The organism is Finegoldia sp. BIOML-A1, from assembly GCF_009678325.1.
Classification (GTDB): Bacteria; Bacillota; Clostridia; order Tissierellales; family Peptoniphilaceae; genus Finegoldia; species Finegoldia magna.
Genome location: NZ_WKZF01000001.1, coordinates 38,107 through 54,197, shown reverse-complemented (window position 1 = coordinate 54,197; position 16,091 = coordinate 38,107). Strand labels below are relative to the sequence as shown.

The following is a 16,091-nucleotide window of genomic DNA, read 5'->3' as shown; positions in this document are numbered from 1 at the left end:
TAAAAGTCATATTCCAAATAATTTTATCTTGTATTTATGGTATAATGAATACGATAAGTAATATTTGTCAGAGGAGTTAAAATGAATAAATACAGAAACATAGTATTGGGAATTTTAGATGCTATAATCATTAATATATCGTATGTTGTAGGATTGCTTTTAAGATTTGACGGACAAGTACCTTCAAGATACATGAGTTACTATCTTAAATATGCAGCAGCAGTTACAATAATACAAATTTTGATACTTTTTATTTTCAAAATGTACAAGGTAATGTGGAGATATGCAACATTTGAAGACTACTTAAAAGCTGGTGTGTACACTGCTATTGCAAGTGTTGGTTCTTCATTGTTTTTGATTTTGGTAAAATCAACTCTTCCAAGATCAAGCTTTTTGATTGCCCTTGTTTTTGAAGTTGTATTGATTTTAATAGTTCGTATGATTGCAAGAACTCAAACTGATAAAAAATCAGCTGTCGAACAAACTATCGAAGGACAAGTTAATTCAATGGTAATAGGAGCAGGTGCAGCTGGGGTTTTGATTGTTCGTGAGATGCTAAATCATCCTGAAATGAAATCTAAACCTGTGTGTATACTTGACGATGATAATACGAAAATAAACAAAAGCATATCTTCAGTTCCGGTTGTTGGTGACACAAGTGATATTGTTAAAAAGGCACATGAGTACAACGTTGAAGAAATTGTTTTAGCGATACCAACTATAGATTCAGATCGTAAGAAACAAATTCTTAATGAATGCGAAAAACTTAATGCAAAAGTTAAAATAATGCCTGGTTATTATGAATTTATAGATTCCAAGGTTGATTTGAAAGATTTAAGAGATGTTCAAATCGAAGACTTGCTTGGACGTGACCAAGTAGTATTGGATAAAGAAATTCTTAATGAATTTTTGAACAATAAAGTCGTAATGGTAACTGGCGCAGGTGGATCAATAGGTAGTGAGCTTTGTAGACAAATATTAAAATATAAACCAAAAAAATTGGTGATGATTGATATCTATGAAAACACTACTTATGATATACAAAATGAAATTTTGAGAAATGATCCTGATGCACCAATTGATGTTATTATAGAATCTATAAGAAACTTCGATAGAATGAATGCGATTTTTGGAATTCACAAACCAGATGTTGTGTTCCACGCTGCAGCTCACAAACATGTTCCTTTGATGGAACATTCACCACAAGCAGCTGTTTTGAACAATGTATTTGGAACGAAAAATATAATAGATTGCTGCGATATTCATAACGTCAAGAAATTCGTATTAATATCTACAGATAAGGCGGTTAATCCGACATCTGTAATGGGTTGCACAAAGAGAATTTGTGAGCTATTAGTACAATCTAAAAATCAAATTTCTAAAACAGAGTATGTGGCAGTTCGATTTGGAAATGTGCTTGGATCAAATGGTTCAGTAATTCCACTATTCAAAAAGCAAATTCAAGAAGGTGGACCAGTTACTGTTACCCACAAGGATATCATTAGATATTTCATGACAATTCCTGAAGCTTGTCAACTTGTTATGCAAGCTGGAGCAATGGCAGAAGGTGGAGAAATATTTGTGTTAGATATGGGGGATCCTGTTAAAATAGTAGATTTGGCTAAAAAATTGATAAAGTTATCAGGTTTGGAATTGGACAAAGACATCAAGATAGAATTTACAGGACTTAGACCTGGAGAGAAACTTTACGAAGAAACTTTGATTGAAGCTAATAATATAAGTAAGACAAAATATGATATGATATTTGTAGAAGAACCGGTGGTTCACGATATAGAAAAATTATCTGACGACTTAGTAGATTTGAAGAAAACTACAGAACAAAACTCTAAGTTAGTAATTGTAGAACAATTGCAAAAGATCGTACCAAATTATACTCCGGATGTAGAACATCAATAAAAGAGGTGGAATATGGCTGACAAGAAAAGAAAATCAAGCTACAGTGATATTAATAAAAAATACGATTTTTCAAGCGGCAGAGTTTCAGAAAGCGAAATGAGGCGCAGAAAGAAAAACGCCGAGAAAAATCGTAGAGAAATGAGACGACAAAGAAATAGTTACAATCATGAACAAGACATGGGCAAAACAATAGTTTTGACTCCAGAAATGGTTGAAATGGAAAGAAAAAGAATAGCTAGACAAAAAAGAATAGCTAGAAAGAAAAAGTTGAGAAGAAGAAGAATTATTTCCGCAATAGTGGCAATAGTTTTGATACTTTTAATTATTTTTGCTGTTAAGAAGATTACAAATAAAAATAACGCAAAACCAAAACAACAAACAACGATCACTAACCAAACACCAGTAAAACCACAACCAGTTGTTCAATCATTAGTTAAGTTCTCAAAGACAAATAAAATGACTAATTTGTATGAAAAGAGCGAAAAAGTATCCACAGTTCTTGAACAAATTCCTAACAATGCTTATGTAAAGTATTATTCAGATCAAGGAGATTTTTCATACGTTGTGTATAATGGCAAAAAAGGATACATTTTAAAATCTGATTTGTCAGATATAGAAAACAAAAATCAATTCAAAGTAATAAAAGGCGTATTGATTGTAAATAGTGACTACACATTGCCATCAGATTACGATCCAGGAATTGATGAAGATGCTCGTAAATCATTTACTTTAATGGTTAATGATGCAAACAAAGACGGTGTAATATTAAGAAGCGTAAGTGATTATAGATCATTCGAACAACAATCTAAGTTAGAAGATGTAGAAGATGTAAAATTCGTAAAAGCTGGTACTTCTGAACATCAAACAGGTCTAGCATATGATTTGATAGGAGAAGATTACACACTTAAATACAAATTAGATTTCTCAAAATCAAAAGAATACAAGTGGTTGATGGATAATGCTTATAAATACGGGTTCGTATTAAGATATCCTGAAGATAAGAAAGATATAACAGGCTTAAGCTTTGCTCCATGGCACTTCAGATATGTTGGAATTGATTTGGCGAAAATCCTTCACGACCAAAATTTGACATTGGAAGAATACCTTAAAGTTGCTGATGAAAATGTAACAAAGACAGACAACAACAAAGAAGATAGCGACAAACAAGACAACGAAGAAAAAGAACCATCAAACTCTGTAGAAAACTCTGAGAGAAAATCGGATAGTGAAAACTCAAATAATAACAGAGATAACTCTGATAACGAAAACTCAGAAAATTCAGACAAAAAGAGAAACAATCAAAATTCTGAAGATGATGGACAAGATAATAATAAAAACGACAGAAATAACGACAACAATGATAACAATAATTAGAGGTGAAATATGATTTATTTAAACAATGAAAACTTTGATGAAGAAGTAATCCAAGCAAAAGGAAAAATTTTGGTAGATTTCTATGCAGATTGGTGTGGACCATGCCAAGGACTTGCTCCAATAATTGAAGAAATTGATGAAGAAAACAAAGACGAAAACATCAAAATCTGCAAATTAAATGTAGATGGAGCACAAGAAATCTCTAGAAAATACAAAGTTATGAGTATTCCTACAATTTTGGTATTTGAAGATGGAGAAATCGTAAAATCTACAGTTGGTTTGGTAGAAAAAGAATATATTTTGGATATGCTTAAATAACAAATCTAATAGCTTGCGATAAGTCTAATCTCAAAAAGGGGTTAGACTTATTAATTATTGTTTATATTGGAGGTTTAACATGAAAAGAAAATCATCAAAGAATGGAGTAAAAAAACCTATTTATAAAAAATGGTGGTTTTGGATCATAGTAATTATAGCCCTGATGGGAATTATAGGAAGTCAAGGAAATGAGAATAGTAGCAAAAATAACGAAAAACAGTCTATAAAGGCTTCGGATTCAGATAAAGATAATGAAAAAACTAGTTCTAAACAAGAAAAAGATGTAACTTTTACGGTTACAAAAGTACGAAATGATAAAACTGGAAGATGGAGAATTGCTACTATATCAGAAGATATTGAAATTCAAAATTATGCCTTAAAGTATTATAAAGATAACTTTAAAAAGGACGATGAAATACATGCTATAGTAAATTTTTACAATAAAACCACTACTAGAATATCAGTTATTGGGAATATGTTAGATGTTGCAATACATGATTACGTTGACAAAGAAGAGCATGATGCAGATAAATTATTTGGAGGTACTCTTTTAAAGGAATACCACATAAACATAGAAACAGGAAAAATTGAAGAGGTTAAGTAAAATCAAATAACTTATAATAAGTCTAATCTAAAATGGGGTTAGACTTTTTTGCGCGAAAAAATTTTGAGATTAGTTCTTTTTTAATAAAAAGTTAAAAAAATAAAAGGGGGCTTATATTTTTACGAAAAACATTGTATAATAAAGGTGAGATAGAATATAAAGAAATTGTAAATTTTATGTAAAAATTTACAAATATTCTAAGGTATAAAATTATGGAGGTATAATATGATAAACAAAAAAATAATTAGCGTAGGTGCAGGAATAATAGCAGGAGCTATTGGTGGAAAAGTTTTAAATTCAAAGCTAGCTAAAAAAGCTGCTGTTAGTACAGTTGTTGGAGGATTAAAAGTTAAAGAATCTATCGATAAAACTGTTGAAAATATTAGAGTTTCTGCAGAAGATGTTATTGCAGAAGCAAAAGATGTAAAAGAAAGAGAAGAAAAAGAAGAAGCTAAGAAAAACGATGAAATGGACATCGAAAAAGTAGCTGAAGAACAAGAAGAAAAAACTGAAGAAAAAGTTGAAGATAAAAAAGAGGAAGAAAATAAATAATGAGAGCGTCAATAGCCCACAGAATAAAGGGCAGATGCCGTTTTGTTTATGAAGATAATTTAAAAAAAGAAAATCTTAATAAACTTAAATATTGTATAGAAGAAGTTAGTGGAGTGAGATCATGTAAGATTTCACTTCTTACTAATTCTATTACTGTTAGTTATGATGAAAACTGTGTTTCGAAATTGGCGAAGTTTATTCTTGATTTAGATATGGATACAATTGAGAATACATCAATAGATAATGTAGATTTTCAAGCACAATCAGAAAATGATTTGTTTAATATTCTGAGAAATGCGATGTATCGAAGAATCTTTTTCAAATATATGCTTCCTGCTCCAATAGGAACAGTTGCATTGTTCTTTAGAGCTTATCCGTTTATAAAAAATGGAATTAAATCTTTACTCAATAGAAAACTAAATGTTGAATTGTTGGATGCAACAGCTATTTCTGTATCTCTTGCAACAAGACAGTTTGCAGATGCTGCGAATATTATGTTCTTGTTGGGATTAGGTGAAGAAATAGAAGATTATACAATGAAAAAATCTCAAGAAAATTTGGCACATTCTTTGGCATTGAATATAGATAATGTATTTGTCATTGAAAATGACGAAAAAATCATTAAAAATATTAAAGATGTTGAAATTGGAGATATTGTCGAAGTTGAAATGGGTAATAGTATTCCTGTTGATGGAAAAGTCATTAAGGGTGTTGCCATGGTTAACGAATCTTCATTCACTGGAGAATCAAATCCTGTCAAGAAAACGTCGGGTAGTGTTGTATTTGCTGGAACTGCAATTGAAGAAGGTTCTATTCTAATCGAAACGGCGAAAAAACACGATGATTCAAGATTATCTCATATTATCAGTTTGATTTCAGAAAGTGAAAAGAACAAGTCACTCGCTCAAAAGAAAGCTGAGAACACGGCTGATAGTCTTGTGAAGTATTCATTTATAGGCACAGCATTGACTTATTTGTTCACAAGAAATCTTCAAAAAGCTAAGTCGTTCTTAATGGTGGATTTCTCATGTGCATTAAAATTAACTATTCCAATTGCCGTAATGAAGGCGATTAGTCAAGCATCTGAAGAAACAATCCTTGTAAAGGGCGGAAAATATTTGGAAAACTTGTCTGAAGCAAATACGATTGTGTTTGACAAAACTGGTACGTTGACAAAATCTGAGCCAAGAGTAGCAAAAGTAATAGCTCTCGATAAAATTTCGGAAGATGAGTGCTTAAGAATAGCGGCTTGTCTTGAAGAACATTTTCCACATTCGATTGCTAAAGCTGTGGTTGAACACGCAAAGCATAAAAATTTGAAGCACGAAGAAATGCACTCTAAACCAGAGTACATTGTTGCTCATGGAATCAGAACTAAGATTGTTGACAAGGATGCCTTGATTGGATCTGAACATTTTATTCTTGATGATGAGGGAATAAAAATTAATGATGAAACAAAACAAATTATAGATAAATTAAAAGAAGATTATTCGCTATTGTACTTGGCATTTGCCGGTAGATTAATCGCTGTAATTTGTATTGAAGATCCTCTAAGAGATGAGGCTTGTGATGTTGTAAAATCATTGAGAGATTTGTCGTTTACAAACATCACGATGTTAACTGGCGATGCAGAAAATTCTGCTCACGGTGTTGCTTCACTATTGGATTTGGATTATTATCAATCACAAGTTTTACCTGAAGATAAGCAAAACTATATTTTGCAAGAAAAAGAAAAGGGAAATAAGGTTGTAATGATTGGCGATGGTATTAACGATTCTGTTGCATTATCTAGCGCAGATGTGGGAATTTCAATGCATCAAGGAGCAGATATTGCGAAGGAAATCTCGGATATTTCGATTGGATCAGACAGCTTAGAAGGGCTTGTTGATGTTGTAAAATTATCAAAAGCAATGAAAAAAAGAATCGATTCTGATTATAGACAAATCGTAGGATTCAATTCAACTTTGATAATATTAGGAGTTATGGGAATATTGACCAATACTTCATCGGCACTCCTTCACAATTTATCAACGGTTATGATTGCCGGTAGAAATATGAATAAATACAAAATATAATTTAAATAAAAAAATCTCGTAATCGACAAAAGTAATGCCTCTTTAAATCCGGACACGGAAATAAGGAGGCAGTACAAAATCGGTTACGAGATTTTTGTTTATTAATCTTTAATATTTTGTATACTTTTCGAAAGTATTATCAATTTTTTGTATGATATAATTGATTAAAGTGATTTTAAGGCTTCTATAGCTTTATCGTAATCAGGGTGATTTGTATTTTCTTTTACGTATTCAACGTATTTAACTTCGTTGTTTTCATCTAAAATTACAATACCTCTGTTAAGAAGACGGAATTCTTCCATAACGAAACCATACTTCAAACCAAAATCTAAATCTTTGTGATCGCTTAGGACTAATAGGTTGTCGATTCCTTCAGCTGCACAGAATCTTGATTGTGCAAATGGTAAATCACAGCTAATTGTAAATATAATTGTGTTGTCAAATTCACTAGCTTTTTTGTTGAATTCTTTTGTTTGGAATTCGCAAACACCAGTATCAATTGATGGTACTACAGAAATTAATTTTTTCTTTCCATCGTAATCAGATAATTTTACTGGTTTTAATTCTGCGTTTAAGCAAGTGAAATCTTGCGCTTTATCTCCTACGTTTACTTTAGTTCCTAATAATGTTACAGGGTTGTTTCCAAATGTTGTTTCTTGTCTTTTGTCCATGTTATAGACCTCCTTATAATTTCATTTTCATTCAAATGGTTTATACCCAAAAAATTATTTAAATAAACAAGAGGAGTTGATTTTAATGAGCACAGCTACAATTATTATTGTATTAATTAGCGTTGCGATTTTGGCGTTATTCTTTAAGATTTCTTTTAAATTGGGGATGCATGCACTTTCTGGTTTTGTAGGAATTTTTATTTTAAATATTTTCTTAAGTTTTTTTAATATGCATATTCCATATAATTTGATTGATATGTTGATTGTCGGTATTTTTGGAGTTCCGGGATTGATTGTTTTATTTTTATATTATTTTGTTATCTAACAAGAAATTATCAACTAAAATATTAAATTTGTTGCGAAGAAATCACTTATTTGGTATAATTAATAGAGATTTTAGATTACTTAGGAGGAAAATAAATGACTAACTATAAATTAGATATGCAAAAAAGAGACAAAGTTGGCTCTAATGCAGTTAGAAAATTAAGAGTAAAAGAAATGGTTCCAGGAGTTATTTACGGAAAAGACTTAGAACCAATTAATGTATGTGTTGATGAAAAAGAATTAAGAAAAGTTCACTTAATGGCAGGAACTTCAAGCTTAATCGATGTTAAAGTTGATGGTGAAGATCACACTGTAATCATAAGAGAAGTTCAAAAGCATCCATTTAAAAATCAATATGTTCACGTTGATTTCAAAGCAATCAAAATGGGAGAAGTTGCAAACTTTACTATTCCAGTTGTATTAGAAGGAAGAGATGAAATCAGAGTTCAACCATCTGTATTGATGCAATTCTTGGAAGAAATCGAAATCGAATGTTTACCAAAGAACTTACCAAACGAAGCTGTTGTATCAGTTGTAGATATGCAAATTGGTGATACTTTCGAAGTAAAAGACTTGGATGTATTCAAAAATGCTGATATAAAAGTTCTTGAAGATGAAACAGAAGCAGTATGTTCATTATCTGAACCAAAAGAAGAAGTAATTGATGATGAAGATGAAGAAGTATCTGCAGATGTTCCAACAGTTGGTGAAACTGAAGAAGAAGACGCAGAATAATAAATAGAAAAAATAAAGCGAGTTAACTCGCTTTTTTTATAGGATAAATTATGTTTATTACTTTTGAAGGTCCTGACGGCAGTGGGAAATCAACCATAATTCAAAAAGTTTACGATTATTTAATCGAGAATAATTACGATGTAATTAAAACTAGAGAGCCTGGTGGAAGTCCCATTGCTGAAAAGATCAGGAATTTGATACTTGATACTGAAAACACCGAAATGGGTTATAGAACAGAAGCCTTGTTATATGCAGCTTCTAGGGCACAACATGTTGAAGAAACAATTCTACCTGCATTAAACGAGAATAAAATTGTTTTGTGTGATAGATTTCTTATATCTTCCCTCGCATACCAAGGTGTAGGAAGAGATTTGGGAATTGAAAATGTTAGAAAAATTAATGAATTTGGTATAAATGGAGTGTTTCCTGATTTCGTTTTGTTTTTCGATGTTGATCCTATTACTACTTTGAAGAGAAAATCTTCCTTGGATACAGCAGATAGACTTGAAAAAGAGGGTAATAATTTCCATGAAAGGGTATATAATGGATATAAAGAGATTCTAAATTCTGAAAAGAATATAGAAATTATTGATGCAACTCAATCTGTAGAAGACGTATTTAATCAATGTATAAAAGTTTTAAAAAGGAGAAATGTTTTATGAAACTAGTTGTTGCAATTGTTCAAGATCAAGATGTATATAATTTAAATGCAGATCTTACTGAAGCTGGTTTTAGAATTACAAAGTTGGCTTCAACTGGCGGATTTTTGAAGACAGGAAACAGCACTTTGTTAATAGGTACTGAAGATGAAAATGTAGATAAATGTTTGGAAATCATTGAAAATGATTGCAAATCAAGAGAAACTACAACTTCAATGCTTTCTGTTAGTATGCCAGGAACTAACTACATATCATATCCTGTAGAGGTTATGGTAGGTGGAGCTACTGTATTTTTACTAGAAGTAGATAAGTATTTGAGATTTTAGGTGATTTTATGAAACTTATAGTTGTAATTATGGAAGATGACTTGAGCCATATTCTTTCAAAAGAATTGTTGGAGAACAAAATTTCTTCTACTAAATTATCATCAACAGGTGGTTTTTTGAAAAAAGGAAATACTACAATGTTGATAGGTACTGATGTGGAAAAAGAACAATCTATTTTAGATTTGATTAAAAAAGTATGTGACGAAAATGATATTGAGTCTGATAATGAATCAAAGGCTAATATTTTCGTTATGGATTTAGAGGATTTTAAAAAGTTTTAATGTTACCGAAAAACAAAACTTTGATAAATCAAGTCAAGAATAATAAAATTTCTAACCAATATTTACTATATGGTGAGAATTTAAACGAAATAAATTATGATGCTGAGGCTTTGATATACAATTTACTTGTTAGTAACTCAAATTTGAAGTTGAAGTTTGACAGAGATAAGTTATCCGATCTGTTGGTTATAGAACCTGAGAAAAATTCTATAACCATAGACAAAATCAGAGATATTTCAAAATTTGTATCCACAAAGCCTTTTGAATCTAATAACAAGGTCGTGTTGATAAAACAGGCTGATTTGATGAGGACAGAGGCTTCTAACGCTCTTTTAAAAAATTTGGAAGAGCCAAAGCCTTTTGTGTATTTTATACTACTTACAGACAATAAGAATAAACTTCTCAAAACTATTATTTCAAGATGTCAAGTAATTAATTATCTAAGTGAAAGAGAAAATGAAGAATTTGATTATACCACAGCTTTGGACATTTTGGATAAATCTATGGGGCAAAATCTTCTTACAATGTTAGATTCTAAGGAATATTTGTCAGATTTTCAAAAAGACACAGATGTATTGTTTGATTTTTTGATGGAGTTTTATTCGTCGTTTTTGAAATTTGTGAAGACTAAGGACGAGTCTTCTTTGAATAAAGATTTTGTGAAATTGTACAAGAAATATCCAAAGGCTAATGAGAGAATTATCGTGGATACTTTGGACAAGATTGAGTCTGTAAGAGGATATTTTAAAGTTAATGCGAATTTTGAGCTTTCTATGGAAGAGCTTTTATTGTATATAATGGAGGAAAACTATGCTTGATGTAACTGGTGTTAGTTTTAGACAAGCTGGTAAAGTGTATTACTTCGACTCCAATAATCTTCAATATAAACTAGGAGATCACGTAATTGTAGAGACTGCTCGTGGTATTGAGTATGGAGTTGTTGTAAAAGAAAATTTTGAAATTAATGAAAAAGAATTATCGTCTGATCTTAAACCAATCATAAGATTGGCTGATAGTGCAGATGATTATATTTATATGGAAAATAAAAAGAAAGCTAAGGAATCTATCGAAGTCTGCAAAGAAAAAGTAAAAGAATTCGGTTTGGATATGAAATTAGTGGACTGTGAATATACATTTGATAACAATAAGGTTATTTTTTATTTTACTTCAGATGAAAGAGTTGATTTCAGGGAATTAGTAAAAGAATTAGCGAGAATTTTCAGAATCAGAATAGAATTGAGACAAATTGGAGTGAGGGATCAAGCGAAGATTGCAGGAGGAATTGGTCCTTGTGGTCAAAGATGCTGCTGCAACAGATATATGAGAAATTTCAATCCAGTTAGTATCAAAATGGCAAAAGACCAATCATTATCTCTCAATCCTTCAAAAATCAGTGGGCTTTGTGGAAGACTTATGTGTTGCTTGAATTATGAGCAAGAAGGTTATGAGTGCAAATTAAAGAAAATGCCACATGTTGGTCAAAAAGTTACTACTGAGATGGGAGAAGGAGTTGTGACTGAAACTAATACTCTTTTGGAATCTGTGAAAGTAAAAGTGATGACAGAGGATCAAACTGAAGAATTAGTTCAAGTGAATGTCGACGAATTAATTGATTTTAATAAATGCGGTGGATGTAATCATAAATGTCATTAAGCACTTGCATTTATTTAAATATTGTGTAATAATGATTGTAGAGCATAAATACATAATACGCTCTAAAATTACAAGGGGGTAAAGCAATATGGCTTATAAAATTTCTGACGATTGTATCGCTTGCGGACAATGTAAACCTGAATGTCCAGTAGATTGTATTTCTGAAGGGGACATTTATACAATTGATCAAGACGCATGTATCGATTGTGGTTCTTGTGCTGACGTATGTCCAGTAGATGCTCCACATCAAGACTGCTAATTTTAGGGGAGAATTAGACTACTCATTTTTGAGTGGTCTATTTTTTTAATATGAAAAGAGAACATTTTATACCAAAAACAGATTTAAAAATAATTGCTGATGATGAGAAATTTTCTTTTACGATTGATTCAATTTTACTCACAGATTTTGCAAAAATGAAAAAAGGCACCAATCTAATTGATATTGGCTGTGGGACAGGAATATTGATGTTGAGATGTAATGCAATGTATAATTTGTCAAAATGCATCGGAATTGAAATTCAAAAAGATGTTGCAGATATGTTGAAAGAAACAATCGCGATTAATAATTTGGAAAATGTCGATATTATCAATGATGATTTTAAAAATGTCTACATCAAAAATGATTCAATCGACAATATAATAGTTAACCCTCCTTATCAAAAAAATGGTCATGGTATTTCTAACAAAAATACTAATTTTCATACATCGAGATACGATAATGAGATGAAATTGGAAGATTTATTTGAATTTGCAAAGTTGAAACTCAAATCTAATAGGTCTTTATTTATGATAAATAGATGTGAGAGATTGGTCGATTTGTTAAGTATTAGTAGAAAACATAATATGGAAGCAAAGAGAATTAGGTTTGTGCAATCGAGAATTTACGATAAGCCCAATCTCGTTATGATACAATTTGTGAAAAATCAGAAACCTTTCTTGACTTTTGAGAAAAATCTGATTATTTACAATGGTGAAGACTACACGGAAGAAGTGATGAATATATATGGAATTACAAAAGTCTAAAATTTACGTCGTGCCTACTCCTATTGGGAACTTGGCTGATATGACTTTGAGGTCGTTAGATGTTTTGAAAAATGTGGATGTGATTTATTGTGAAGATACCAGAAACACATCGAAACTACTGAATTATTATGACATTAAAACTCCTCTTGTAAGTTATCATAAACACAACGAGCAAAGTAGATCAGAGGAGATTATCGATAAAATTTTATTGGAAAATATAAATTGTGCGGTAGTAAGTGATGCGGGGATGCCTTCTATCAGTGATCCGGGACAAATTTTACTGGAAAAAGCTATAGATCGTGATGTCGATATTGAAGTGCTGCCAGGTGCGAGTGCTGCGATAACTGCTTTAGTGAGGAGCGGATTTGATAGTTTACAATTTGCGTTCTTGGGATTCGTACCTAGGAAAAATGCTGACAAAAACAAGTTTTACGAACAAATCAAAAACGCGACTATGACTACAATAATATACGAATCGGTTCACAGAGTTGAAGCGACAGTCGAAGAACTCAGTGAGTTTTTGGGAGATAGAAAAATTTGTGTTTTAAGAGAACTTACTAAAATTCACGAGTCCGTTATGAAAGGGACTTGTGCTGAAGTTATCGAAATGTTGAAGAACGAAACTGTAAAAGGTGAATTCGTAATTGTAATCGACAAACTCATCGAAGAAAATGAAGAGATAGATGTAAAAGAAAAACTTACAGAACTTATAAACGATGGAATATCGAAGAAGCAAGCAGTGAAGATTGTTAGCGATATGTACGGATTGAAAAAGAACGATGTCTACAAAGAGAGCTTAGAATTATGATTTCAAAAGATTTGATGGATGAAGTATCCTATTTGAATAAAAGACTTAAAAATAGGAAAAATATCTCTAAATTAAGCAGAGAAAATATCAGAAATTTAATTACAGATGAGATTGGGGACATCAAAGTTTATGATAGATTTGATGTTAATAAGTTAAAAGAAATTAAAAAATCAGGTAGTATTTGCGTTGTAGACGGCTCAGTTAATAGAATCGGTGCAAATTATCCTAATTATGTGGAGTTTTTTCAGTCTATGGCCCTTCTAAGTTCTGACCAAGAGCCGTTGGTTAAGGCGGATATTTTGTGTCCATTGGTGGATGAGTTTTCAGAACATGACCAGTTTCAAATCTCCAAACAAACATTGTGTGCTACAGAACTTGAGGTAGCGATTGAAGCTGTAAAAAATCATGGTATAAAAATACTTATGATGGATGGAACTCTAATGAGATATGCACTTGAAGCGGAAGATTTATATGAAGATTTGGTCGATCTTTGTTATGAGGAACATGTTTTACTAGTTGGAGTTGTCGAGGAAATCAGCACGAAGATTATCATGAACACATTTCACGAAAACGGAAAAAATGTAGGTATGCTTTTCGACAGAGAAGCTTTGTTCAATGTATTAGATATGAATGAAGGTTTTGTAGTAAATGAACATAAATCCAGAAAAAAAGAGTACAATATAGAACAAGCTTTCATCAGAACTTCCAAGGATCCTTGCGTAATAGCTATCGACATTCCCTCACAAAACATGAATGATTTTGATGAAATAATTTCTTTTGTACTTACAATGTCCGATGAAAATACAAGAGGAGTGCCATTTTTGTTGGATTTGGTTGACAAGAAAACTAGGATTGACAACAAACAAGCTGAAATATTGGCTAAGAAATACTTGGATACTGAAATGTACCAATCGATATTTAGATCTCAAAGGAGTAAAAGAGTTATATAATGAATGATTTAGATTTTAGAGTAGTCGGAATGACCGATCAAATCGAATGTTTTGTAGCTAGTAAATACGATAGACTTAGAGTCAATGAGTATATGATTGTGGAAGATATCAAACAAGGGGATATTTTGTGTCAAGTCACAGAAACTCACAGTGTTAATGAATTTATGGAGTCAAACACCGCCGATTCTTATATAACCAAAGAACAAATTCTAAAACTTCAAGCAGTAGGATACAACATTTCTGAAGGAATCAAATACATTTACAAATTCAGAGTGATGGACGATCCAGCATTTGCGATTGAAGCAGGATCTACAGTTAGAAAACCGAAATTTGATGAGATTAAACATTTATTTTATTCTGGTACAATTGACAAATCGCTTGAAATAGGAATTATAAAAAACACAGAAGAGATTTATAAAACATGTCCCGTTGAATACAAAAATTTGTTGAAAATCATGGATTCTAATCAAAAAGTCCACAATCAAGAAGAATTGGTTTATTTATTTAACTACTACAACATGATTGAATATCCGCATATTGGTATTTTTGGAGGATCGGGTTCTGGTAAATCATACGGGTTGCGAGTAGTTATCGAAGAGCTAATGAAAAAATCTGTTCCTACGATAGTGTTTGATCCACATAATCAAATGGTTTTTAAAGATAGAACTATGGAAAATTACGGGATAGATTTTTCTGACAAATTTGAAGTTTTAAAAGTTGGGGAAGATTTGGGGATTAATTTTCCCGATTTGAACAGATATGAGCTTATAAGTTTGATAGAAACACAAGGAGAACTCACAGAATCCATGAAATCTGCTTATGAAGCTATCCTCGACAAAGACTCAATAACACAATCGAGTGCAAATGCTTTTTTGGATTATTTGACAACCATATCCACAGCCTTGTCTGATAAGGAAGATGACACGACGGGATACTATGAAAGATTTTCACAACTTGTAAACGTGGATTCACTTCAAGCTGTTATCAGAAGATTTAATAGATTACTGAACACAGATATATTCTTGAACACTTCGCAAAAACTTTTCGAAGCACTAAGAGACGGTAAAACAGTTATCATACAGGGTACGCAAAAGATGCTAAATTTGTACGCATCGTACGCGGTGAATTCTTGTTACAGAAAAAGAAGAAGATATGTTGATGCTATGACAAACGAATATTTTCCGATTATATGCATGGTTTTTGATGAAGCTCACAACTTCTGTGGCAGCGATCAAGTATCTGTTACAAGAAGAATAATTAAAGAGATCGCCCAAGAAGGTAGAAAATACGGAGTGTTCCTAATATTAGCATCGCAAAGAATGGCTGCAATCGAACAGACTACAATTGCACAGTTGTCAACAAAGTTTATTTTCAGAATATCAACTGAAAAAGACCTTGAAGTTATCAGAAAAGAAACTGATTTGTCATCTGAAGAAATACGAAGACTTCCATATCTATCAAATGGTGATGTATTTATCTCTCAAGCTCAAATCGGAAAAACATTGTTTGCCAGAATTAGATTGGCTTATACTACACAACCAAAATTCAAAAATCCTTTTGATGAAATGTATCGAATGTTGGAAATAAATGTTCAAAAGAAAAATGAATCGGATATGGAATTATTTAAAATGTTGAAAGAAGATAACGTATTTCCAATAACTCTTGATTTATTTAGGATTTGTAAGATAATCGAAGAAAGACATAATGTAAAACTGAGTGTTAGTGAATTGGAAGACAAGTTAAATAAACTTAGCAATGATGGATATATTACCAAGAAAAAATCTATCATGGGAGAAAGTTACTTTTTAAAAGAGGAATAAT

The 16,091-nt window shown here is 31.5% G+C and carries 19 protein-coding genes; 18 read left to right on the top strand and 1 reads right to left on the bottom strand.

Annotation, left to right across the window (positions count from 1 at the left end; translation table 11 throughout):
• Positions 1 to 81: 81 nt before the first annotated feature.
• From GKG00_RS00230 to GKG00_RS00205, 6 genes are all read left to right on the top strand, one after another.
• Positions 82 to 1,917: a nucleoside-diphosphate sugar epimerase/dehydratase gene (locus GKG00_RS00230; protein ID WP_154253612.1), complete on the top strand. Its 1,836-nt coding sequence runs from the start codon at positions 82 to 84 to the stop codon at positions 1,915 to 1,917.
• Between the two features lie 12 nt (positions 1,918 to 1,929).
• On the top strand, positions 1,930 to 3,291 hold the full coding sequence (locus tag GKG00_RS00225; RefSeq protein WP_154253611.1) for a D-alanyl-D-alanine carboxypeptidase family protein: 1,362 nt from the start codon (positions 1,930 to 1,932) through the stop codon (positions 3,289 to 3,291).
• Between the two features lie 9 nt (positions 3,292 to 3,300).
• Entirely contained in the window at positions 3,301 to 3,609 is a 309-nt protein-coding gene (trxA, locus tag GKG00_RS00220) for a thioredoxin (RefSeq protein ID WP_154253610.1), read from the top strand.
• A gap of 79 nt (positions 3,610 to 3,688) precedes the next feature.
• Complete coding sequence (locus GKG00_RS00215; RefSeq protein ID WP_154253609.1) at positions 3,689 to 4,213, top strand: hypothetical protein; 525 nt, start codon at positions 3,689 to 3,691, stop codon at positions 4,211 to 4,213.
• A gap of 225 nt (positions 4,214 to 4,438) precedes the next feature.
• Complete coding sequence (locus GKG00_RS00210) at positions 4,439 to 4,765, top strand: DUF6110 family protein (protein ID WP_094207385.1); 327 nt, start codon at positions 4,439 to 4,441, stop codon at positions 4,763 to 4,765.
• Positions 4,765 to 6,840 carry a heavy metal translocating P-type ATPase gene (locus GKG00_RS00205; protein ID WP_154253608.1) on the top strand — a complete coding sequence of 692 codons (2,076 nt, stop codon included), beginning with the start codon at positions 4,765 to 4,767 and terminating at the stop codon, positions 6,838 to 6,840. The genes GKG00_RS00210 and GKG00_RS00205 overlap by 1 nt, the downstream gene beginning before the upstream one ends.
• A 164-nt stretch (positions 6,841 to 7,004) precedes the next feature.
• Here GKG00_RS00205 and tpx read toward each other — a convergent pair whose 3' ends face one another.
• Positions 7,005 to 7,511 (bottom strand): thiol peroxidase, encoded by a 507-nt coding sequence (gene tpx, locus GKG00_RS00200; protein ID WP_094206001.1) that lies wholly within the window; start codon positions 7,509 to 7,511, stop codon positions 7,005 to 7,007.
• Between the two features lie 85 nt (positions 7,512 to 7,596).
• On the opposite strand from tpx, the gene GKG00_RS00195 reads away from it, so the two are divergent.
• From GKG00_RS00195 to GKG00_RS00140, 12 genes are all read left to right on the top strand, one after another.
• Positions 7,597 to 7,836 carry a pro-sigmaK processing inhibitor BofA family protein gene (locus GKG00_RS00195; protein ID WP_110057849.1) on the top strand — a complete coding sequence of 80 codons (240 nt, stop codon included), beginning with the start codon at positions 7,597 to 7,599 and terminating at the stop codon, positions 7,834 to 7,836.
• A 95-nt stretch (positions 7,837 to 7,931) separates the two neighbouring features.
• A complete protein-coding gene (locus GKG00_RS00190) occupies positions 7,932 to 8,570 on the top strand; it encodes a 50S ribosomal protein L25 (protein WP_154253607.1) in 639 nt (212 codons plus the stop codon).
• 50 nt (positions 8,571 to 8,620) lie between these two features.
• Positions 8,621 to 9,232, top strand: a complete 612-nt coding sequence (gene tmk, locus GKG00_RS00185; RefSeq protein ID WP_094207381.1) for a dTMP kinase — start codon at positions 8,621 to 8,623, stop codon at positions 9,230 to 9,232.
• Positions 9,229 to 9,555: a cyclic-di-AMP receptor gene (locus GKG00_RS00180; protein WP_002837271.1), complete on the top strand. Its 327-nt coding sequence runs from the start codon at positions 9,229 to 9,231 to the stop codon at positions 9,553 to 9,555. The genes tmk and GKG00_RS00180 overlap by 4 nt, the downstream gene beginning before the upstream one ends.
• An 8-nt stretch (positions 9,556 to 9,563) precedes the next feature.
• Positions 9,564 to 9,836 (top strand): cyclic-di-AMP receptor, encoded by a 273-nt coding sequence (locus tag GKG00_RS00175; protein ID WP_002835026.1) that lies wholly within the window; start codon positions 9,564 to 9,566, stop codon positions 9,834 to 9,836.
• On the top strand, positions 9,836 to 10,654 hold the full coding sequence (locus tag GKG00_RS00170) for a DNA polymerase III subunit delta (RefSeq protein ID WP_154253606.1): 819 nt from the start codon (positions 9,836 to 9,838) through the stop codon (positions 10,652 to 10,654). Before GKG00_RS00175 ends, GKG00_RS00170 begins: the two co-directional genes overlap by 1 nt.
• Positions 10,647 to 11,489, top strand: a complete 843-nt coding sequence (locus GKG00_RS00165; RefSeq protein ID WP_094207379.1) for a stage 0 sporulation family protein — start codon at positions 10,647 to 10,649, stop codon at positions 11,487 to 11,489. The genes GKG00_RS00170 and GKG00_RS00165 overlap by 8 nt, the downstream gene beginning before the upstream one ends.
• 88 nt (positions 11,490 to 11,577) lie before the next feature.
• Positions 11,578 to 11,748 carry a 4Fe-4S binding protein gene (locus GKG00_RS00160; protein WP_002835022.1) on the top strand — a complete coding sequence of 57 codons (171 nt, stop codon included), beginning with the start codon at positions 11,578 to 11,580 and terminating at the stop codon, positions 11,746 to 11,748.
• A 50-nt stretch (positions 11,749 to 11,798) separates the two neighbouring features.
• Entirely contained in the window at positions 11,799 to 12,512 is a 714-nt protein-coding gene (locus GKG00_RS00155) for a methyltransferase (protein WP_094207430.1), read from the top strand.
• Positions 12,493 to 13,320 (top strand): 16S rRNA (cytidine(1402)-2'-O)-methyltransferase, encoded by an 828-nt coding sequence (rsmI, locus tag GKG00_RS00150; RefSeq protein ID WP_154253605.1) that lies wholly within the window; start codon positions 12,493 to 12,495, stop codon positions 13,318 to 13,320. Before GKG00_RS00155 ends, rsmI begins: the two co-directional genes overlap by 20 nt.
• On the top strand, positions 13,317 to 14,270 hold the full coding sequence (locus GKG00_RS00145) for a DNA double-strand break repair nuclease NurA (protein WP_154253604.1): 954 nt from the start codon (positions 13,317 to 13,319) through the stop codon (positions 14,268 to 14,270). Before rsmI ends, GKG00_RS00145 begins: the two co-directional genes overlap by 4 nt.
• Positions 14,270 to 16,090 carry an ATP-binding protein gene (locus GKG00_RS00140; protein ID WP_154253603.1) on the top strand — a complete coding sequence of 607 codons (1,821 nt, stop codon included), beginning with the start codon at positions 14,270 to 14,272 and terminating at the stop codon, positions 16,088 to 16,090. The genes GKG00_RS00145 and GKG00_RS00140 overlap by 1 nt, the downstream gene beginning before the upstream one ends.
• Position 16,091 lies beyond the last annotated feature (1 nt).